Annotated in this window: 20 protein-coding genes; 15 read left to right on the top strand and 5 right to left on the bottom strand. The window is 62.3% G+C overall.

Going from position 1 to position 21068, the window contains the following annotated elements; all coding sequences use genetic code 11:
- Positions 1-178 precede the first annotated feature (178 nt).
- Complete coding sequence (locus ACSQ3Q_RS24370; protein ID WP_436136879.1) at positions 179-1144, bottom strand: tripartite tricarboxylate transporter substrate binding protein BugE; 966 nt, start codon at positions 1142-1144, stop codon at positions 179-181.
- 109 nt (positions 1145-1253) lie between these two features.
- On the opposite strand from ACSQ3Q_RS24370, the gene ACSQ3Q_RS24365 reads away from it, so the two are divergent.
- The 3 genes from ACSQ3Q_RS24365 to ACSQ3Q_RS24355 all read left to right on the top strand — a co-directional run bounded on the left by ACSQ3Q_RS24365 (position 1254) and on the right by ACSQ3Q_RS24355 (position 3044).
- Positions 1254-2231, top strand: coding sequence for a LysR substrate-binding domain-containing protein (locus ACSQ3Q_RS24365; protein WP_436136878.1), 978 nt, complete (start codon positions 1254-1256; stop codon positions 2229-2231).
- A gap of 71 nt (positions 2232-2302) precedes the next feature.
- On the top strand, positions 2303-2524 hold the full coding sequence (locus tag ACSQ3Q_RS24360; RefSeq protein WP_436136877.1) for a helix-turn-helix domain-containing protein: 222 nt from the start codon (positions 2303-2305) through the stop codon (positions 2522-2524).
- Positions 2525-2546: 22 nt separating this feature from the next.
- Complete coding sequence (locus tag ACSQ3Q_RS24355) at positions 2547-3044, top strand: Clp protease N-terminal domain-containing protein (protein WP_436136876.1); 498 nt, start codon at positions 2547-2549, stop codon at positions 3042-3044.
- A 54-nt stretch (positions 3045-3098) separates the two neighbouring features.
- Here ACSQ3Q_RS24355 and ACSQ3Q_RS24350 read toward each other — a convergent pair whose 3' ends face one another.
- Positions 3099-3620: a MarR family winged helix-turn-helix transcriptional regulator gene (locus ACSQ3Q_RS24350; protein WP_436136875.1), complete on the bottom strand. Its 522-nt coding sequence runs from the start codon at positions 3618-3620 to the stop codon at positions 3099-3101.
- Positions 3621-3760: 140 nt separating this feature from the next.
- On the opposite strand from ACSQ3Q_RS24350, the gene recA reads away from it, so the two are divergent.
- Together recA and recX are read left to right on the top strand one after the other, a co-directional pair.
- On the top strand, positions 3761-4837 hold the full coding sequence (gene recA, locus ACSQ3Q_RS24345) for a recombinase RecA (protein WP_436136874.1): 1077 nt from the start codon (positions 3761-3763) through the stop codon (positions 4835-4837).
- A gap of 392 nt (positions 4838-5229) precedes the next feature.
- Positions 5230-5709: a recombination regulator RecX gene (recX, locus tag ACSQ3Q_RS24340; RefSeq protein ID WP_436136873.1), complete on the top strand. Its 480-nt coding sequence runs from the start codon at positions 5230-5232 to the stop codon at positions 5707-5709.
- Positions 5710-5957: 248 nt separating this feature from the next.
- Here recX and argC read toward each other — a convergent pair whose 3' ends face one another.
- Positions 5958-6908 carry an N-acetyl-gamma-glutamyl-phosphate reductase gene (gene argC / locus ACSQ3Q_RS24335; protein ID WP_436136872.1) on the bottom strand — a complete coding sequence of 317 codons (951 nt, stop codon included), beginning with the start codon at positions 6906-6908 and terminating at the stop codon, positions 5958-5960.
- Between the two features lie 204 nt (positions 6909-7112).
- Here argC and sucC point away from each other — a divergent pair, with 204 nt between their 5' ends.
- The 9 genes from sucC to ACSQ3Q_RS24290 all read left to right on the top strand — a co-directional run bounded on the left by sucC (position 7113) and on the right by ACSQ3Q_RS24290 (position 18524).
- The gene (gene sucC / locus ACSQ3Q_RS24330) at positions 7113-8273 is read left to right on the top strand and encodes an ADP-forming succinate--CoA ligase subunit beta (RefSeq protein WP_436136871.1); all 1161 of its coding nucleotides are present in this window, start codon (positions 7113-7115) and stop codon (positions 8271-8273) included.
- Between the two features lie 15 nt (positions 8274-8288).
- A complete protein-coding gene (gene sucD / locus ACSQ3Q_RS24325; RefSeq protein ID WP_436136870.1) occupies positions 8289-9185 on the top strand; it encodes a succinate--CoA ligase subunit alpha in 897 nt (298 codons plus the stop codon).
- Between the two features lie 287 nt (positions 9186-9472).
- Complete coding sequence (locus ACSQ3Q_RS24320) at positions 9473-12187, top strand: CHASE2 domain-containing serine/threonine-protein kinase (protein WP_436136869.1); 2715 nt, start codon at positions 9473-9475, stop codon at positions 12185-12187.
- 17 nt (positions 12188-12204) lie between these two features.
- Positions 12205-12993, top strand: coding sequence for a Stp1/IreP family PP2C-type Ser/Thr phosphatase (locus ACSQ3Q_RS24315; RefSeq protein ID WP_436136868.1), 789 nt, complete (start codon positions 12205-12207; stop codon positions 12991-12993).
- A 43-nt stretch (positions 12994-13036) separates the two neighbouring features.
- Positions 13037-13687: an FHA domain-containing protein gene (locus ACSQ3Q_RS24310; protein ID WP_436137069.1), complete on the top strand. Its 651-nt coding sequence runs from the start codon at positions 13037-13039 to the stop codon at positions 13685-13687.
- Positions 13688-13793: 106 nt separating this feature from the next.
- Positions 13794-16013 (top strand): CHASE2 domain-containing protein, encoded by a 2220-nt coding sequence (locus tag ACSQ3Q_RS24305; protein WP_436136867.1) that lies wholly within the window; start codon positions 13794-13796, stop codon positions 16011-16013.
- A gap of 29 nt (positions 16014-16042) precedes the next feature.
- A complete protein-coding gene (locus ACSQ3Q_RS24300) occupies positions 16043-16834 on the top strand; it encodes an MBL fold metallo-hydrolase (protein WP_436136866.1) in 792 nt (263 codons plus the stop codon).
- A 197-nt stretch (positions 16835-17031) separates the two neighbouring features.
- On the top strand, positions 17032-17580 hold the full coding sequence (locus tag ACSQ3Q_RS24295) for a pilin (RefSeq protein ID WP_436136865.1): 549 nt from the start codon (positions 17032-17034) through the stop codon (positions 17578-17580).
- Between the two features lie 125 nt (positions 17581-17705).
- Positions 17706-18524, top strand: a complete 819-nt coding sequence (locus tag ACSQ3Q_RS24290) for a TfpX/TfpZ family type IV pilin accessory protein (RefSeq protein ID WP_436136864.1) — start codon at positions 17706-17708, stop codon at positions 18522-18524.
- 64 nt (positions 18525-18588) lie between these two features.
- Here the strand turns inward: ACSQ3Q_RS24290 and moaC are convergent, their stop codons facing one another.
- Positions 18589-19086, bottom strand: a complete 498-nt coding sequence (gene moaC / locus ACSQ3Q_RS24285; protein ID WP_436136863.1) for a cyclic pyranopterin monophosphate synthase MoaC — start codon at positions 19084-19086, stop codon at positions 18589-18591.
- Between the two features lie 142 nt (positions 19087-19228).
- Here moaC and ACSQ3Q_RS24280 point away from each other — a divergent pair, with 142 nt between their 5' ends.
- On the top strand, positions 19229-20746 hold the full coding sequence (locus ACSQ3Q_RS24280) for a M48 family metalloprotease (protein ID WP_436137068.1): 1518 nt from the start codon (positions 19229-19231) through the stop codon (positions 20744-20746).
- Here ACSQ3Q_RS24280 and ACSQ3Q_RS24275 read toward each other — a convergent pair.
- Complete coding sequence (locus ACSQ3Q_RS24275; RefSeq protein WP_436136862.1) at positions 20714-21067, bottom strand: phage holin family protein; 354 nt, start codon at positions 21065-21067, stop codon at positions 20714-20716. The two genes, ACSQ3Q_RS24280 and ACSQ3Q_RS24275, sit on opposite strands and share 33 nt — an antisense overlap.
- Position 21068 lies beyond the last annotated feature (1 nt).

Raw genomic sequence — 21068 nt, 5'->3', positions numbered from 1 at the left:
GCAGGCCAAGCCGCCCAGACCCGAAGAAGACCATGGTTATCCCGAACGGGAAAGGGGTCAACCGGGGGTGGCCGCCGGGCTTGTCGCCCGGCATCAGGGTGTCAGTTCAAAAGCAGTGCGTTGACAAGGGCAAGTGGCAAGTGGCGGCCTGGATGTCAGGCGTCCCCCCCGCCGCCGGTCAGTCGAGTGAAATTTTGGCGTACCCAGCCACCCGCTTCATCTTGTCGATCTCGCGGCCGATCTGCGCGGTGAAATCCTTGGGCGTGGTGCCCGAGGGGTACAGGCCCTGGCCCGCCAGGCGCTCGCGCACGGCCGGCTCCTTGAGCGCCTGGGCGACGGCCTGCTGGATGCGCTCCACCGCAGCGGGCGGCGTGCCGGCGGGGGCCACCAGGCCAAACCACGAGGGCTCGTTGGCCTGCTGAAAGCTGAGTTCGGCGTAGGTCGGCACCTCGGGCAGCACATCCAGCCGCTCGGGCCACGACACGGCCAGCGCCTTGAGCTTGCCGGACTTGATGTGCGGCAGCGACGAGGCCACCTGGTCGAAGTACACCGCCACCTGGCCGGCCAGCACGTCGTTGACGGCCGGGCCCGCGCCGCGGTAGGGGATGTGCACCATGGCCGTGCCGGTGCTGCTCTTGAAGAGCTCGCCCCACATGTGGCCGATGGTGCCGTTGCCGGGTGTGGCGTACGAGACCTTGCCGGGGTGGGCCTTGAGGTGCTTGACCAGGTCGGCGAAGTCCTTGACCGGCAGAACTGCCGGGTTGATTACGATGACCCCGGGCGCCTTCACGATCTCGGTCACGCCGACGAAATCCTTGGTGGGGTTGTAGGGCAGCTTGCTGAACACCGCCGGGTTCACGCCATGGGTGGACAGGGTGGCTACGCCGAGGGTCAGCCCGTCGGCCGGGGCGCGGGCCACTTCGGACATGCCAATGGAGCCGCCTGCGCCGCCGCGGTTTTCCAGCACCACGGGCTGTTTCAGGATGCGGCTGAGCGACTCTTGCAGGCTGCGGGCGGTGATGTCGGTGGCGCCGCCGGGCGGGAAGGGCACGATGATGCGCAGGGGCTTGCCTTCTTGCGCCAAAGACATTCCAGGAACGAAAGATACTGCAGCCAGGGCTGAGAGCAAATGACGGCGTTGCACGGGCGTTTCTCCTATGAAGTGGCTTGAGGTTAAGCGAGGCCTTCCCAACTTCCAAGCAATGGATATGCCTGATAACATTCCAGACTGGAATAATCTTTCCCCCGCTGTCATGTCCTCTCTGCGCCGGCTTTCACCCCCTTTGCACCTGCTGCGCGCGTTCTCCACCGTGACGCGGTTTGGCAGTGTGTCGCGCGCGGCCGAGGCGCTGCACCTCACGCAAAGCGCGGTGAGCAAGCAGATCAAGGAGCTGGAGGGTTGGGTAGGCATTGCGCTGTTTGAACGCTGCCGCAAGCGCCTGGCGCTGACCCCCGCCGGCGAGCGCTACGAAAAAGCCGTGCGCGCCGTGCTGGCGCAGCTGGAGGCCGCGACGCTGGAGCTGATCACCAGCGACGACGGGGGCGGCGCGCTGCACCTCTCAAGCCTGCCCACGTTTGCCGCCAAGTGGCTCATCCCGCGGCTGCCGCAGTTTCAGCAGCAGCACCCGCAGGTCACGCTGCACTTTGTGCCCTATGTGCACAGCTACGACTTCGAGCGGCCGGAGCTCGATTGCTCCATCCTCTTCGGCGATGGCCACTGGCCCGGCGCGCACGCCCACTACATCACCGGCCACGGCGTGGCGCTGATCGCCCCGCGCACGCGGGTGGCCGACTGGCCCATCCACACCCCGCAGGACCTGGCCAGCCACACGCTGATGCGCCACGTGACGGTGCCCGAGGCCTGGCTGCGCTGGAGCGAAACCCAGGGTGTGGCGGGCACCATCGACCCGCTGGCCGGGCCGCAGTTTGACCAGTTCCAGACCATGATCCGCGCGGTGATGGCTGGCATGGGTCTGGCCCTGGTGCCGCGCTGCCTGGTGCAGGACGAGATCAACGCCGGGCTGGTGCGCGAGCCGCTGGCCGACCAGCCGCTGCGGGGCGGCTACCAGAGCGACATGGGCTACTGGTTTTGCTACCCCGAAGGCCGTACGCAGCTGCACGCGCTGCAGTGTTTTCGGCAGTGGCTGCTGGCCTGCGCGTCGCCCGCAGGCGAGAGCGCGCTTCCTTCGCCCGCACCGGGCACAGGGCCCAGCGCGTTCGCCCCGCTGTGATCCGCTGCTGAAGGCAAGCCCATCGTCAACGGTTGTTGACGCCATGCGCATTCGTCAACTACAGTTGACGAATGCAGACCCCGCCCGCACTCCCCTCCCCCGACGACCCGGACGCCGCGCTGGCGGCCGTGGTGGCCTTGCGCCTCATGGCCGACCGGCTTGAAGCGGCGGCCGTGGCGTCGGCGCTGCAGCAAGGCTGGTCGTGGGCCCAGATTGCGCAGGCGCTGGGCGTGAGCAAACAGGCCGCCCACAAGCGCTTGGCAGGCCAGGTCGGCCGTCCCCCATCCCCCTGAACCGCAAGGAGTTGTGATTCCCATGTTCCAACGCATCCGTGACCACCTGCAAAGCATGCGCACCCTGCAGCGCCTGTGTACTGGCGCCGAGGACCACGCCCGCACCCGCGGCAGCCGTGCGCCCGGGGCCGAGCACTTCCTCTTGGCCGCGCTGGATCTGCCCGACGGCTCGGCGCGCCGCGCGTTCGAGCGCCTGGGCGCCGATCCTGCCGCCGTGCCCGCCGCCATCGAGCAGCAGTACCGCGATGCACTGCAAGGCCTGGGAATTGAGGCGCCCTTGCCGGAGGCCGTGCCCACCACCGCTGCGCGGCCAAACCTCTACCGAGCCCAGCCTTCGGGCGAGGAGCTGGTGCAGGCGCTGGCCCAGTCGCGCAAGGGGCAGCCCGGGCCGCTGCGCGGCGCACACGTGGTGGCGTTGGTCGCCGACATGCCGCAGGGCGTGGCCGCGCGCACGCTGCGGGCGATGCAGCTGGATGCTTCGCAACTGGCCGCTGCCGCCCGGGCCGAGGCCCAGGCCTAGACGCAGATCGCCGCGACTTCTTAGTCCAAGGGCGTGGGGTCGCGCACCGGCCAGTCAGTCCGTGCGGCTGGGGCCGGGCCACTGTGCGTCGCCGCCCGCATACGCCTCAAGCCCGATCGCCACCACGGTGGCCACGTCGTTGCCCACTTCGGCGCGGAACTCGGCTTCGGCCTGCGCCACCGCGTCACGGAACGCCTGCAGCCAGGCCAGCCCCGTGGGCGTGAACCGCACGCGCCGGGCGCGCGCATCGAGGGGGTCCGCCTCGCGCGTCACCAGCCCCCAGGCTTCGCACTGGTCCACCAGGTTGGCCATGGCCTGCTTGGTCATGCCCGCGCGCTGGGCCAGGTCGGTCAGCCGGTCGCCCTGCAGCGCCAGGTGGCGGGTGATGTGCACATGGGCGGCCGTCACCTGGTCGCGCGCCGCCAGGTTGGACAGCGCCAGCGGCACTTCGACGTTGCGTGCCATCAGCTGCAACACCCGCGCGTCAAACCGCCGCATCGCATGGCCGAACAGGCGGCCCAGATGGGTCTGGCGCCAGCCGTCGTCGGCAGGTGTGAGAAGGATTTTTTCAGACATGGAATTTGGTCAGGCAAACTGACTAAATTATGCTTGAATGCATTGCAACGGCTCGCATAAAATACTGTTCAAGCATCCAGCCTGTGATTAACCGCAGAGCGATGCAAGCATCTAACCTGTTGTTTCTCAAGGAGTTTTTCATGGACGTCGCAGTCAAAGGCACCAACCCCGCATTGCCAGTGAACACCGAAAAGGCGAAGGCTTTGGCGGCGGCGCTGGCCCAGATCGAAAAGCAGTTCGGCAAGGGCACGATCATGCGCCTGGGTGAAGGCGAGGTTATCGAAGACATCCAGGTGGTGTCCACCGGCTCGCTGGGCCTGGACATCGCCCTGGGCGTGGGCGGCCTGCCCCGTGGCCGCGTGGTGGAAATCTATGGCCCGGAATCGTCGGGCAAGACCACGCTCACGCTGCAGGTAATTGCCGAGATGCAAAAACAAGGCGGCACCTGCGCGTTTGTCGATGCAGAACACGCCCTGGATGTGCAGTACGCCCAAAAGCTGGGTGTGCAGCTGTCCGACCTGCTGATCAGCCAGCCGGACACCGGCGAGCAAGCGCTGGAAATCGTGGACAGCCTGGTGCGCTCCGGCGCTGTGGACCTGATCGTGGTCGACTCGGTTGCCGCGCTCACGCCCAAGGCCGAAATCGAAGGCGAGATGGGCGACAGCCTGCCCGGCCTGCAGGCTCGCCTGATGAGCCAGGCGCTGCGCAAGCTGACCGCCACGATCAAGAAGACCAATTGCATGGTCATCTTCATCAACCAGATCCGCATGAAGATCGGCGTGATGTTCGGCAGCCCCGAAACCACCACCGGCGGCAATGCGCTCAAGTTCTACGCCTCCGTGCGCCTCGATATCCGCCGCACCGGCACCATCAAGAAGGGCGACGAAGCCATCGGCAATGAGACCAAGGTGAAGGTGGTCAAGAACAAGGTATCGCCCCCGTTCAAGACGGCCGAGTTCGACATCCTGTTCGGCGAGGGCATCAGCCGCGAGGGCGAGATCATCGACATGGGCGTAACCGCCAAGATCGTCGAGAAGTCGGGCGCCTGGTATGCCTACAACGGCGAGAAGATCGGCCAGGGCCGCGATAACGCACGCGAATTCCTGCGCGAAAACTCGGACCTCGCCCGCGAGATCGAGAACAAGGTGCGCGAGAGCCTGGGCATTGCGCTGCTGCCGCCCGCATTGGCACCGGCCAAGGCTGCTGCTGAAGCCTAAGCCGAGGCGCCGCTGTGATAAAGCAAGGCGCGAGGGCGGGGCGTGCACCGCTGCCGACAGCACTGGCAACGGGCAGGCTGCAGATGGGTTCAAGTCCGGCGGATCGGTCAACAAAGCGGCGAGCAGCTCTTCTTTTCAAGGCTGCTCGCCGCGTTGTTCTCCACCCTGCGGCAGACAAGGCATGAACTGGGAGCGATCGCAGTTGCGAAGCCACAAGGTGCGCAGACGCCGGGCAGACCCGCATTGAGCGGGCGCCCAGGGCCTTGCAGCCCGACGCGGCAACCGCAGCCGCGCCCCCCGGGGCCATCGCAGCTCATTTTTAAGCAAAAATGCCTTCCATCGCTTGCTAATCAAGCACTTATAGCTATTAATTTAGGAGCAATCAGCCTGCCATGGGGTTCACCACGCTGTCACTCAAGGGCCGGGCGCTGCGCCTGCTGAGCCAGCGGGAGCATTCGCGCAGCGAGCTGTCCACCAAGCTGGCGCCGCATGCCGAGAGCCCCGAGGAGCTGACGGCGTTGCTGGACTGGCTGGTGGAGCACGACTGGCTGAGCGACCAGCGCGCCGCCCAGTCCCTGGTACACCGCCGCGGCCCGCGCCTGGGCGCCGCCCGCCTCGCCCAGGAGCTGCGCACAAAGGGCGTGTCTGACGACCTGGTGCGCGAAGCCACCGCCCCGCTGCTGGCCACCGAGGTGCAGCGCGCCCGCGACGTGTGGCAGCGCAAGTTTGGCGAGGCGCCGCAGGATGTGAAGGAGCGCTCGCGCCAGGTCCGTTTTCTGATGGCGCGTGGTTTCACGATGTTTGCGATTCAAAAAGCGATTCGGGGCGAGACCGGCGAAGACTTGGACGGCGAAGATCTCGGCGGCAAATGATCGCTCCGAGGCCGCCGACGCGTGAGAGCCCGGACCACTCCGGGTCGGTCACCAGATCGGTTCTACATGGGCGCGATAGGCGCCAGCACGCCGACGGCCGCGCGCAGCCGGCGTGCCTTGCCCTGCTCTGGCGGCTGCGACCCAGGCCAGTGCGCGGCGATGGCACAAGGGCACGCTAGAAAAAAACGCGCCCGTTGGACGCGTTGGAGGCGTGCGGCAAAGCGCACGCAAGGGGAATGTGCGAAGTCTCAGACGCCCAGCATGAGCTGCAGGTTCTGCACCGCGGCACCGCTGGCGCCCTTGCCCAGGTTGTCCAGGCGCGCGATCAGCACGGCATGCCGATGCTCTTCGTTGGCAAACACGCGCAATTCGAGCTTGTTGGTGTCGTTGAGCGCCGTCGCGTCGAGTTTGCCGTCGGCCGTCGGGGGCAGCACGCTGACCCATTGCTCGGGCGTGTTGCTCTTGGCGTAGTGGGCGGCCAGTGCGTCGTGCAGATCGGCAGCCTTGGGGGCGCCGGGCAACAGGTCCAGGTGCAGGGGCAATTGCACCAGCATGCCCTGGCGGAAGTTGCCCACCGAGGGCACGAAGATGGGCCGGCGGGTGATGCCCGTGTAGCGCATGATTTCGGGCAGGTGCTTGTGCTGCAGGGTCAGCGCGTAGGCCTCGAACAGCGGCGCCGTGCCGGCTTCATACGCTTCGATCATGGGACGGCCGCCGCCCGAGTAGCCGCTGACCGAAGGCAGCGCGAGCGGGAAATCCTTGGGCACCAAGCCTGCATCCACGAGGGGGCGCAGCAGCGCAATCGCGCCCGTGGCATAGCAGCCGGGGTTGGACACGCGGTCCGCCTGGGCCACGGCCTCGCGCTGGCCAGCAGCCAACTCCGGAAACCCAAACACCCAGCCGGGCGCCGTGCGGTGGGCGGTGCTGGCATCGATCACCTTGACCTTGCGCCCGGTGCTCTGCGCAATCGCATCCACCATGGCCACGGTCTCGCGCGCGGCGTCGTCATGCAGGCACAGGATCACCAGGTCCACGCCGGCAATCAGGTCGCGTTTGGCGGCCGGGTCCTTTCGCAACTCGGGCGCAATGCTGACCAATTCGATCTGCGGCATGGCCTGCAGGCGTTCGCGGATCTGCAGGCCCGTGGTGCCGGCTTCGCCATCGATAAAGACTCTGGACATGGGGTGGTGCTCCTGCAAAAAAGGGGTGGCAAAGTCTGCCGAGGATACGCACAACAGGGCTGAAAACAGCCTCCTTCAGAGGCGGCCGTGCCGTCAGTTATGCACAAGAATGGTGCATTGCAACATGATACAGTCGCGGGTTGCCATGTCCCTAGCCCGCGGCCAGACATTTTGTTGTTCATGGTAAACGGGTAACCACCACCCTTCCCTGAGAGAGACCTCATGAAGATTCACGAATACCAAGGCAAGGAAATCTTGCGCAATTTTGGTGTGCCCGTTCCGCGCGGCATTCCCGCATTCACGGTGCAAGAAGCCGTCGAAGCAGCCCAGAAGCTCGGCGGCCCCGTGTGGGTCGTGAAGGCCCAGATCCACGCTGGTGGCCGTGGCAAGGGCGGCGGCGTGAAGGTTGCCAAGACCATTGAAGATGTCAAGCGTATCGCTGGCGAAATCCTGGGTATGCAGCTCAAGACGCACCAGACCGGCCCCGAAGGCCAGAAGGTCCGCCGCCTGTACATCGAAGACGGCGCCGACATCAAGAACGAACTGTACGTGTCCCTGGTCACCGACCGCGGCACGCAGAAGGTCGCGCTGATCGCTTCGAGCGAAGGCGGCATGGACATCGAGGAAGTGGCCCACTCCACGCCCGAGAAGATCATCACCGAGATGATCGACCCGATTGCAGGCATCACCACCGAGCAAAGCAAGAAGGTCGCAGCCGCCATCGGACTGACCGGCGCTTCCATCGACCAGGCCGTAGACATCTTCGCCAAGATCTACAAGTGCTACATGGAGACCGACGCATCGCTGGTGGAAATCAACCCGCTGAACTGCGACTCCAAGGGCAACCTGATGGCCCTGGACGCGAAGTTCAACTTTGACGCCAACGCACTGTTCCGCCACCCCGAAATCGTGGCCTTCCGCGATCTGGACGAAGAAGATCCGGCCGAAGTGGAAGCCTCCAAGTTCGACCTGGCCTACATCAGCCTGGATGGCAACATCGGCTGCCTGGTGAACGGCGCAGGTCTGGCCATGGCCACCATGGACACCATCAAGCTGTTTGGCGGCGAGCCGGCCAACTTCCTGGACGTGGGCGGCGGTGCCACCCCCGAGAAGGTCACCGAAGCCTTCAAGATCATGCTGAAGAACCCGAAGGTCGAAGGCATTCTGGTCAACATCTTCGGCGGCATCATGAAGTGCGACACCATTGCCACCGGCGTGATCACCGCCTGCAAGGCCGTGAACCTGAACGTGCCACTGGTCGTGCGCATGAAGGGTACGAACGAAGAGCTGGGCAAGAAGATGCTGGCCGAGTCCGGCCTGCCCATCATCGCCGCAGACACCATGGCCGAAGCAGCGACCAAGATCGTTGCTGCCGTCAAGTAAGCCCGGAGAACACACATGTCGATCTACATCAACAAAGACACCAAGGTCATCACCCAGGGCATCACGGGCAAGACGGGCCAGTTCCATACTGAAAAGTGCCAGGAATACGCGAACGGCAAGAACTGCTTCGTGGCCGGCGTGAACCCCAAGAAGGCTGGCGAGTCGATCTTCAACATCCCGATCTACGCCTCCGTCAAGGAAGCCGCATCGCAGACCGGCGCCACCGTGTCGGTGATCTACGTGCCGCCCGCAGGCGCTGCTGCCGCCATCTGGGAAGCTGTGGAAGCCGACCTGGATCTGGCGATCTGCATCACCGAAGGCATCCCAGTGCGCGACATGCTGGAAGTGCGCAACAAGATGAAGGCCAAGGAAGCCGCAGGCGGCAAGCGCACGCTGTTGCTGGGCCCCAACTGCCCCGGCCTGATCACGCCCGACGAAATCAAGATCGGCATCATGCCCGGTCACATCCACCGCAAGGGCCGCATCGGCGTGGTGAGCCGTTCCGGCACGCTGACGTACGAAGCCGTGGCCATGCTGACCGAAGTGGGCCTGGGCCAGTCGAGCGCCGTGGGCATTGGTGGCGACCCCATCAATGGCTTGAAGCACATCGACGTGATGAAGGCTTTCAACGACGACCCGGACACCGATGCCGTGATCATGATCGGCGAAATCGGCGGTCCTGACGAAGCCGAAGCCGCCCAGTGGTGCAAGGCCAACATGAAGAAGCCTATCGTGGGCTTCATCGCTGGCGTGACCGCCCCTCCCGGCAAGCGCATGGGCCACGCAGGTGCCCTGATCTCCGGTGGTGCCGACACGGCCGATGCCAAGCTGGCCATCATGGAAGAGTCGGGTTTCATCATCACCCGCAATCCGTCGGAACTGGGCAAGCTGCTCAAGGCTCAGCTCAAGTAAAGCGCCCCCCGCAGCGTCGCTTGTCGGCGCAGTGGCAGCGTGATAGTTCCCGAACCCGGGAGCCATCCGACCTCAAACAAAGCGCCCGGAACTCAGGTTCCGGGCGCTTTGTTTTTGGCGCGCCGATCCTGCCCACAGCCTGTGGGTCAAGGGTGTTGTAGGCAGCCTGACAAAATTGGCAACCATGCCGAGCCCCAGCTGCCCAAGACGACAAGAAGGGCATACAGCCACCCCGGCGGCCAGCAACTCCACGCCCGTCGCCCTCGTGGGCTTGACCCGGTTTGGGCGTGGATATTGCTTCCAATTTTCCAATACAGAGAGCGGAACAACAACAAGTGGGACGAACAACCTCGGGACGGCGGCTTGGCATTTGGCGTACCGAGGGTTTCCGAGGTGCGTTGATTGCGACCGCGGTGGTTGCCTTAGCAGCAGCGACTGGCGTCTTCCAATCGCTGGAACACCGCCTGTACGATGCGGCAACCAGCGTTGCCGCACCGCAGCCCCTGGGCGAAATTGCCATCATCGGCATTGACGACGCCAGTCTGGCCACTTTGGGCCCCTGGCCATGGCCCCGCGATGTACACGCAAAGCTGATTGATCAGCTTTCCGCTGCGGGCGCCAAAAGCATTGTCCTCACCTCCTCGTTCGCCGAACCACAGTCTGATCGCAGCCTGACCTATATCCGCAAGATTCGGGAGGCGCTTGCGCGGGCGGGCGACGGCTCACCGCTCGCTGCGGAGCTGAACCGAACTACAGCAGAGGCCGAGCAAGCGCTGGACACCGATGCGGCGCTTGCAGCCAGTATCAGGCGGGCTGGCAATGTGTTTCTGGCCTCTCGATACGCACTGACCGGCGGGACGCGGACCGCGCTGCCCGCCTATGCCCACCGCAGCGACGTGCCGGCGCCAGCAGGTTTTTCGGTGCCCGCAACTTCGACCCAATATCCGTTGGCGGCCATCGGGGCCGCAGCAGCGGGCGTTGGCCACAACCTTGCGCAAGCCGACGACGACGGCCAGGTCCGCGAGATCCCCCTCCTTCTGCAGTACGACAACGTCGCAGTGCCGTCGCTGGCGCTCCTTGTCGCGGCGCACAGCCTGCATATTGGCCAGAACGAGCTGCGGGTAGCAGATGACCGCTCCGGTGTCCGCATGGGTGGGCTACACATAGCTACGGACGCCTCGGCTGTCATGCGACCCCGCTTTTATGCCGCTCCTGGCGGAGCCTTGCCATTTCCGGTGACATCGTTCGCGCAGGTGGTCGGGGGCAAGGTACCGCTGCAGGGTTTTAAAGACAAGGTTGTGCTCATCGGCGAGACCAGCGAGTCCCAAAATGCTCCGTGGGGCCAAGCCAGCCCACGGACGATGCACCCCGTTGTGCTGCTCGCACACACGGTGTCGGCCATGCGCCAGGGGCTGACCGTGCAGCGCCCCTCCTGGGCACCGCTGGCCTCGTGGGGCGCATTGTTGGGCGCGCTGTTGTGGGTGGGGCTGGTCCTCCCCAGGTTCTCCCAGCCCACAGCGTGGGTGGCGAGCGGATCCCTTTTGCTCTTGGTGATGGGAACTGAATGGAGCCTGCTGCGCTACGCTGGGCTGGCGGCCCAGTTGGCACCCGCTGCACTTGCATTGGCCGCGGGCGCAGCGGCGCTGACCGCCCTGCGCATGCTGGGCGGTGGCGGCGCGTCGGACTCGTCCGCTGAAACCGCCGAAACGGACCGCATGATGGGGCTGGCGCTACAGGGGCAAGGCCAGCTGGACATGGCATTTGATCGCTTGCGCAAGGTGCCACCCAGTGACGCGTTGATGGACAACCTCTATCACTTGGCGCAGGACTTTGAACGCAAACGCAACTTCGCCAAAGCCAAGGCGGTGTACAAGCACATCCTGCAGCACAACCGCGATTACAAGGATGCACGCGCGCGGTACAAGCGCGTTCGGGCCCATCTGCAAAACGCAGATATGCCCAGCAGCACGCCGCCGTCGTCACTCCCGCCGCTGACGACGTCGATTCCGCACCTGCCTGGCGATGTGGCCGCCGGCATTCCCATGCTGGGGCGCTATCAGATTGACAAGGAGCTTGGCAAGGGAGCGATGGGCGTGGTGTACCTCGGGCGCGACCCGAAAATCGGGCGGATTGTAGCCATCAAGACATTGGCTTTGGGGGAAGAGTTCGAGGGCGATGCGCTCGTGGACGCCAGGGCCCGCTTTTTCCGCGAGGCAGAGACTGCGGGGCGCCTGCAGCATCCCTTCATTGTGACGATTTTCGACGCCGGGGAAGAGCACGATCTGGCTTACATCGCCATGGAATTCCTCAAAGGCGCCGACCTGACGCAGGCGTGCCATGCTGCGCAGCTTTTGCCGGTCGCGACAGTGCTGTCCATCGGCGCGCGCGTGGCCGAAGCGCTGGACTATGCCCACGCCCACAACGTGGTGCACCGCGACATCAAGCCCGCCAACATCATGTTCGACGCCGCCACAGACTCTGTGAAGGTGACTGATTTCGGCATCGCGCGCATCACGGATTCGAGCAAGACACGCACAGGGCTTGTGCTCGGGACCCCCAGCTTCATGTCACCTGAGCAACTCGCGGGCAAGAAGGTAGACGGCAGATCGGATCTGTACTCTCTGGGCGTGACCCTGTTCCAGTTGCTGGCCGGGTCGCTGCCGCTTCGCGGCGAATCGATGACCGAACTCATGCACAAGATCGCCAGTGTGAACGCGCCGGACATACGTCAGCTGAGACCGGAGCTCTCACCAGCTGTAGCGCGCGCGTTGGCGCTGGCACTGGAGAAAAAACCCGAGGCGCGCTACCAAACTGGACGGCAATTTGCCGCCGATCTGCGGGAGGCAGCCGCTGCGACGGGCCAGGCACCCCGGGCGGAAGCAGTCGTCTATGATGCGGACCGCGATGCAACAGGGCTTGAAATGGCGGATTATCAGCAAACTGTGATGGAATCCCCCGCTGGACGGGGTGCGGCATCTCCGCCGATTTCTGGCGCTCGATGACGCTCGCCCCTACCTCCATGACCTATGAATTCTTCTCGCGGACCGATAAAGGCCGCGTGCGCACCAACAACGAAGATGCTGTGGCGGTCGACCGTGATGCGCAAGTAGCCATCTTGGCTGATGGAATGGGCGGCTACAACGCCGGAGAAGTGGCCAGCGGGATGGCCACGACCTTTATCCGGACCGAGATGGCCCGCTGGCTGGGACAAGCAGGCACGGCACCGCAATCTACGGACGTGCGGCGCGCCTTGGAGATCTGCGTCGAAAACGCCAATCACGCCATCCTGGGTGCATCGCTATCCAACCCTCAATATGCCGGCATGGGCACCACGCTGGTGGTGGGCGTGTTCCATGGCAGCCGACTGATACTGGGGCATATCGGCGACTCCCGTTGCTACCGGCTGCGCGACGGCACCATGCAACAAATCACACGCGACCACTCATGGCTGCAGGAGCAGGTGGACGCAGGTTTGCTGACGGCGCAGCAAGCTGCCCTCTCAGCCAACCGGAATCTGGTCACGCGCGCGCTCGGCGTTGAGCCCAACGTCATGATGGAAGTGAACGAGTTCCAGGTGGCACCAAACGACTTGTTCCTCATGTGCTCGGACGGGCTCACGGACATGGTCGCTGATGCAGATCTCGCCGAGCTGGTGCGTGCGCCGCTGCCGCTAGAGGAAAAAGCCACACTGCTCATCGATACAGCCAACGCAAATGGCGGCCGTGATAATGTGAGCGTACTGCTGGTGCAAGCCGCCGCGGGAGGCAAGAAGCGCGGCCTTATGTCCCGATTGCTTGGGGCCGCGTGATGGTCCCGACCACAACAATTATTCATTACATCAGGAGTGGATCATGCCGAAAATGATCGTTTCAATCGACGGGGTTGTGATCAAGGAAGTGCAACTGACCAAGGAGCGGACTACGGTCGGCCGTCGGCCTTACAACGATATCGTGATCGACAACCTTGCGGTCAGCGGCGAGCACGCGGTGATCCACATGCTGGGCCAGGACGTCGAAATCGAGGACCTGGGCAGCACCAACGGCACCCACGTGAATGCGAAGGCCGTGAAGCGGCAGGAATTGCGCAACGGCGACACCATCGAAGTGGGTAAGTACAAGATTCGCTTCTTGCACGAAGCCGAGGGTCAGAACTTCGAAAAAACCATGATATTCAAGCCGGGCATGTTGCCGCCACTGGGCACTGCATCCCGGCCCGCGCCATTGGCGCCAGCTGCCGCAGCGATTTCAGCGGTGATCCGCGTAATGTCTGGCGCAGCGGCCGGGCGGGAAGTCTCTCTGCAAAAGGTGGTCACCACCATTGGCAAGCCAGGTGTCGCTGTCGCGTCGATCACCAAGCGGCATCAGGGCTTCGTTTTGGCCCATGTGGAGGGCCCCGACATGCCGCTGCTCAACGGCGCTTCCATCGGCGCCTCACCGGTTCCACTCAAGAACGGCGACCGCCTGGAGTTGGCTGGTACCGAGATGCAGTTCGAACAAACCTGATCACCGCGAACAGGCTGCGCGGCTCTAGGCGGTTTATTTCAGCCCCTTGCCACAGCCCTCTGTGTTACGCCGGCTCTCAAATCTGTTCGGGCGCCACGGGCGGCGCATGGCGGTCACGTTGGTCCCGCTGGTTTTTGCGCTGCTGCATATCTCCGGCATCCTTCACCTCCAGGTGCTGGAGCGCCTCGAAAACATCATCTATGACACCCGGCTGCGCGCCACGATGCCTCGCACACTGGACGAGCGCATTGTCATTGTCGACATAGACGAGAAAAGCCTGGAGCGGGTGGGGCACTGGCCCTGGGGACGGGACAAGCTCGCCGCACTGACCCGAGAGTTGTTTGAGCGCCAACATGTTGCGGTCGTTGGATTCGACGTCCTCTTCGCAGAGACAGACGGAAGTTCTGGCCTCCCCAACCTCGAGCGATTGGCCCAAGGCCTTCTACGCGATCAAGTCGAGTTCAAGAAGCAGCTCGCGCGCTTGGCCCCAACGCTGGACTACGACGCGTTGTTTGCCCATTCGCTTCAGGGTAGGCCAGTGGTTCTGGGCTACTACCTGACCAGCGATCGCGACGGCCGAACGAAAGGGGTGTTGCCGGTACCGGCTTTGCCCGCTGAGCGTCTGCGCGGCCTGCCATTGCGGGCGACCTCATGGGGTGGATACGGCAGCAATATTGAAGAGTTGGCCAAGGCCGTGCCCGTCGCTGGCTTTTTTAACTCCATCACGGATGACGATGGAGTCGTTAGGTCGCTGCCTTTGCTTGCGGAGTACCAAGGGAAGTATTACGAATCGCTCGCGCTGGCGATGTATCGCACGGCAATGGGGCTGCCGGAGGTTCACCCTGGCTTTGCCGGGCCCACCAATACCCAAGGCGGCTACGACACCCTACAAAGCATCTTGCTACGCCAAGATGGCCGCACGTTGACGCTGCCGGTCGACGACAAGCTTGCCACGCTCATCCCTTTCCGTGGCCCCGGCGACGTCAACGGCGGATCGTTCCGCTACATTTCCGCTTCCGACATTCTGGAGGGCAAGCTGCCGCCGAAAAGTTTGGAGAGCCAGTTGATACTGGTCGGCTCGACAACTCCCGGCTTGCTGGATTTGCGCGCGACCCCGGTTGGCCGCACCTATCCTGGCGTTGAAACCCATGCCAATATGCTCTCTGCTTTTCTGGATGGCAAGAACATTGTGCGGCCTGACTATGCCGTTGGCTTCGACGCAGTGCAGTTGATCGCGACGGGTTTTTTGCTGGCGTTTGCGCTACCCGCGCTTTCTGCAACTTCGGCCGTGCTTCTCAGCCTGGGCAGCGTCGCCACGCTGATCACCGCCAACTTGTGGCTGTACCTCGGTCACGGCTTGGCAATGCCACTCGCTACGGCAATCGTGATGACAGTGCTGGCTTTCACACTCAACATGGTCTACGGCTATTTTGTGGAAAGCCGCTCCAAGCGAGAGCTGGCTGCTCTTTTCGGCACCTATGTTCCTCCGGAACTGGTGAACGAGATGGTTAAACAGCCGGAGAGCTATAGCATGCAGGCTGCGAACCGCGAGTTGACTGTCATGTTCTGCGACATGCGAGGGTTCACCGCCATGTCGGAGCAGATGGAGCCGTTGCAACTGCAGGCCTTGCTCAACGACGTATTTAGTCGGCTAACACATGTCATCCGCAGTCACAGGGGCACTATCGACAAGTACATGGGGGACTGTGTAATGGCGTTTTGGGGGGCCCCCGTAACCACCCCTGATCACGCCCGCCTTGCCGTCTCCGCCGCCATCGAAATGGCGGCAGCCATTGCACAAATTAATGAAAGCCACCGCGTGTGTGGGCTTCCAGAGATAGGTGTCGGCATTGGCCTGAACACCGGCAGCATGTGTGTGGGAGACATGGGCTCGAATCTCCGGCGCAGCTACACCGTAATTGGCGACGCTGTCAATCTCTGCTCCCGTCTTGAAGGACTATCCAAGCACTATGGCACTTCCATCGTCGTGAGTGAGAGTACCAAGCTGTTGGCGCAGCAGTTTTCATGGCAGCAACTGGATCTAGTGCGGGTGAAAGGCAAGGCGCAAGCAGTGGCCATTTTTTCACCATTAACCAAATCCGACGCGTTTGTTGAGTCGCAATTATTGGAATTGGAAGTGTGGGGCCAGTTCCTCACTGCCTACCGAGCGCAGGAGTGGGCACAATGTGACGATTGCCAAGTGCGACTGCAAAACTACAACCCCGGCAGCCCGCTGTACGCCCTGTACGAACAACGAGTAGAGCGCCTGCGGCAGCAGTCATTTGACCCGAACTGGGACGGTGCTACCAATTTCGACAGCAAGTAATTGAGTCAATCAACCCTGAAAGCCATCTTATGAAGGTTCGTGTGCTCGGATGCTCCGGCTCCATCGCCAAAGACTGCCACACGACGTCTTTTCTGATTGGCGACAACCTCCTGATCGATGCAGGCACCGGAGTGGGTGACTTGACGCTGGAAGAGATGCGCAAGATCGATCATGTGTATCTCACGCATTCACATTTAGACCACATTGCTGCGTTGCCGCTGATGCTAGATGCTGTTTCTTCGCTGCGTGATATCCCGGTTGAAGTTCATGCGTTGCCGCAGACCATCGACGCATTGCAGGCACACATTTTTAACAATGTCATCTGGCCGGACTTCAGCACCATTCCAACGGCGGAACAGCCATTTCTTCGGTATCGCCCCATTGCAGTGGGGGAGCAGGTCACCATTGATGGGCGCGTGTTGGAAGTGCTACCTGCGGTGCACAGCGTGCCGGCTGTTGCATTCGCACTGCTCGGAAATACCGGATGGTGGGCTTTCAGCGGGGATACAGAAAGAAACCCGGCATTCTGGAGCTGGATCAATGCTCGACCTGTATGCCAACTGGTGATCGAAACCGCATTCAGCAATCGCGAAAGCAGCTTGGCAGCGAGAAGCCTGCACCTCTCCCCCATCACGCTTTCCCAAGAACTCGCCCAGCTGCGTACTGACCGAGCGTTTCCCATCTACATCACCCACACAAAGCCCTCGGAGACCGAGCTCATCATGGATGAAATTCGCCGCTTCGAAACTGCGCCGGTGGGCAGTGCAGCGACGGCACACGACATACGGTGGTTGCGAGCGGGAGACATCTTCGATTTGTAGCCACCGACTTCCAACGACAATGATGGCAAAACAAAAATGTCACAAAAGGTGACGTTTGAAGCCGTTTTGCCCTGGTTGCCCTCAAGAACTCCAACGATTGCTTAACACCATGCTGGCACGTAATGTGCTGCTCTTCAGCCAACCTGGCGAACTGTTCGACAGGTGCGAACTTGTTAACCGACCCCGAGGAGAATTTTATGAAGCGTACCCTGCAAAAAGGTTTTACCCTGATCGAACTGATGATCGTGGTAGCGATTATTGGTATTTTGGCTGCTGTGGCGCTGCCTGCCTATCAGGACTACACCGTTCGTGCGCGTGTGACGGAAGGTTTGAGCTTGGCTGCTGCGCCGAAATTGGCCGTTACTGAAACGTATGCAGCAAACAATGGCACCGCTATTGCCGCTTGTGCGAGTCCGTGTACTGCTTTGCCAGTTGCTGGCGGTTTTGGATATCAATTCACACCGACGAAGTATGTCTCTGGAATGTCCATTGCTGCAATTCCTGTAGCTCCGGCAATCGGTTCGGGCCGCGTTACCATAAACTACGCTGCAGCAACTGGTGCGGGCGCTATGTTCATCGGTCTCACCCCTGGTAGCGGCGGTATTTCTGCAACCACAGGATTGCCCACTGCTGCAATGGTTTCTGGCGCACCCGTGGTTTGGGGCTGCACCGTTGGCGCAACGCAAGCTGCGCCAACCGGTGGCACGGCTCTTTACAAGTACGTACCCGCCAATTGCCGCTTCTAATTCGGCACAGTATGCATACCGCTTAGTGGTATGCAGTAAAAAGAGCGCTCTGCGCTCTTTTTTTTAGCCGCAAGTTTAAATTATTGGTCGCAGGGGTTCTTATTGATCGGTGTCGAGTGTGTTTTATGACCATCGCCTCCTTTTTCACATATTTTTTGCCCTATCGAGCCACAAGGGCCTTGCGTGCTGCCGCCTTTCACCTGTCGCTTTCGGCTGCAGTGGTCGCGATCGTGGCATTGTTGGTCTTCGGTTTCTGGTTTCCGGGGCCGCTACGTCAGCTAAGTGGCGGTGCTGAGTTGTTCTGGCTGATTGTTAGCGTCGATATAGTTTGCGGCCCTTTACTCACAATGGTAGTTTTTAACCCTACCAAACCGCAATCCGAATTGCGCCGTGACTTAGCGATGGTGGCCGCCATCCAATTACTGGTTTTGGGGTACGGCATACATACCCTTAGCTACGCCCGCCCTGTGGCGCTGGTATATGAAGTTGATCGCTTCCGAGTAGTGTCAGTTGCGGACATTGACGAGGCTGAAGCTGACGACACTCCCAGCTGGGCAAAGCCCCTGAGTTTTTCCCGCCCTCCCACTATTGGAATACGGCCTGCTGCAACCCTTGAAGAAAATATCTCTAGCATTGAAGCCTCGATGCAAGGCATAGAACCCAGTCAGAAGCCTAGCTGGTGGCAGGAGTACGCACTCAGTGTGCCGCAAGTGTTGCAGCGATCCCACGACTTGGCTTCATTACGTACCAAGCACCCGGCGCATGCGGCACTCATCGAAGCGGCCGCGTCCAACACCATCACCAATTTACAACCAGGGGAAACCAACGCCCCCGCCACACTGCGCTGGCTACCGCTGGTGAGTCGCCATGCCTCGGACTGGGTCGTTTTGATAGATCCAGTGACCGCTCGCATACGAGGATACATTCACCTAGACGGGTTTTAACGAGAGCGGTGATGCTAGGTTTCGCAAGGGTGCCCGGAAGATGGGGTTCTTGCCGAAAGCTGATTCAATTTGACTTTTCCGCCACAAAGCTCCCCGATTTGCCTCCGTGCTTCTCTAGCACGCCCACTCCATGGATAGACATACCTCGGTCGACCGCCTTGCACATGTCATAGATAGTCAGTAGTGCCACCTGCACGGTGGTCAGCGCCTCCATCTCCACGCCTGTCGGCCCTACTGACTCCACAGTGGCAGTGCACTGCACAGCGTTCGCATCGGATAGCAGTTCGAACTCCACAGCGACCCGCGTCAGTGCTAGCGGATGACATAGCGGGATCAGATCGCTGGTTTTCTTGGCGCCTTGGATTCCGGCAATGCGGGCTACACCCAGCACGTCGCCCTTTTTGGTACTGCCCGCCTCGATGATTGCCAGCGTTTCCGCCCGCATTTCGATACGTCCCGTGGCAACCGCCACTCGGTGGGTAGACGGCTTAGCTCCAACATCCACCATATGGGCTTGGCCATGGGCGTTGAAGTGGGTGAGGGGCGAGGTGGGCGTGGACATAGCGTGGGCAAAGCGGTTGAGCGAAATATTCGGGAGCGGAGGCATCATACGGCGCTAGCACTAGCCGACCAAAATAGGCGACCCGCCTGCCAAACAAAGGAGATCCGTGCCGAAATTCAAGCCCCAACTGACTCTGGCTCTTATCTATCAGGCGCAAATAGCTATATTTTTCGCAGCAGTTTGCGTTTTTGGGTCACCCCATGCTTTTGCCCAGATCAGCCTCCCCATCCTAGGCGACTCCAGCGATCTCACCACGAGCGCCGAGCGCCGCCTTGGTGACCGCATCATCCGCGAACTCTACCGCGACCCCGACTATATCGACGATGCAGTAGTCGCCGACTACGTGCAGGGTATCTGGCAACCTTTAGTAGCCGCCGCGAAAGCGCGCGGCGAACTCTCACCTGAGCTCGACGAGCGTTTCGCCTGGGAGATCCTCCTGGGACGCGACCGGACGGTGAACGCATTTGCCTTGCCAGGGGGCTATCTTGGCGTGCATCTGGGCCTGATCGGCGTGGTCACCAGCCGCGATGAGCTCGCTTCGGTGCTGGCCCACGAACTCAGTCATGTTACGCAGCGCCACATCTCGCGCCTGCTCACTCAGCAAAGCAAGCAGACGCCACTGTTGCTAGGCGCAATGATCCTAGGGGCGTTGGCTGCCAGCAAGAACCCAGGGGCAACGCAGGCGCTCGTCGTTGGCGGGCAGGCCTTGGCCATGCAGAACCAGCTCAACTTCTCGCGCGACATGGAGCGCGAGGCGGATCGGATCGGCTATGGCCTGATGGCCCCGGCAGGCTTTGCGCCGCAGGGTTTTGTGAGCATGTTCGACAAACTTCAGCAGGCCAACCGGCTCAATGACAACGGTTCGTGGCCTTATCTGCGCAGCCACCCGTTGACGAGCGAGCGGATGGCGGACATGCACTCGCGCATGTCCCCGGGGGGCGCGCCTCCCGCTGCCATGGCAGCTACCCTGGAGCACGCCATGATCGCGGCGCGTGCCCGTGTGCTGTCGAACCCCGGAGTGGACACGCTGCGCCAATGGATTGCTGAACCTCAGAGCACAGGCTTTGCCGGCCAGCCCGCCACTCGCCGCGCGGCGGTGCTATACGCCGCCGCACTGGGAAGCAGCCAGCTCAGAGACACCGCGGGCGCGCGCTCAATCGCTAAGAAACTGGACGAATTGGTGCGTCACGATCCGGCAGCCCAGCGGCTGGCAAGGTGGCTGATGGCCGAGATCGAGTTGGCAGGCGGCGATGCCGCTGCGGCGGTGACCGTACTCAGCAGCGACACAAACTCCGCGGCGAGCAGCATCCGCCGCCCGGAGCTTGTCTTGCGCACCCAGGCGCTGTTGCGTGCGGGACGCGCAGTTGAGGGGACAGGGGCACTGCAGACCTGGGTCGCTACACATCCCAAGGATGCGACTGTGTGGCAACTCCTTGCGTCGACCTGGCAAGCCCAAGGCCAGCCACTGCGCGCCGTGCGTGCTGAGGCAGAAGCGCAGGCTGCACGCTACGACTACGCGGCGGCCGTCGACCGCTTCAAGGCTGGCCAGGATCTGGCGCGGCGCGGTGGCCCGCAGGTGGACCACATCGAAGCGTCAATCATTGACACGCGCCTGCGTGCCGTCGAGCTACTTCTTCGTGAACAGGCCGCCGAGCGCTGATTCGATCAGCAAACCCAGCAGCGAGTAGATCAGCGACCCGATCAGGGCGGCGGCGAAGCCCTGCACGTGAAATCCGTCCAGGACGCTGGCTGCTGCCCAGAACATCAGGGCGTTGATCACAAACAGGAAGAGCCCTACGGTGACGATGGTGACCGGCAGGGTCAACACCACCAATATCGGTCTCAGCACGACGTTGAAAAGCCCGATGACAAAGGCTGCAATCAACGCGGACGGGAAGCTTTTGACTTCGACCCCGCTGTAGACGTAGGCCACGAACAGCAAGGATGCCGCACTGAGCAGCCATTTGAGGAGGAGTTTCATG

Source organism: Acidovorax sp. LjRoot129, assembly GCF_964253765.1.
GTDB lineage: Bacteria > Pseudomonadota > Gammaproteobacteria > Burkholderiales > Burkholderiaceae_C > Acidovorax.
Note: the sequence above shows the minus strand (reverse complement) of the source record. Positions and strands in the feature narration are given on the sequence as shown.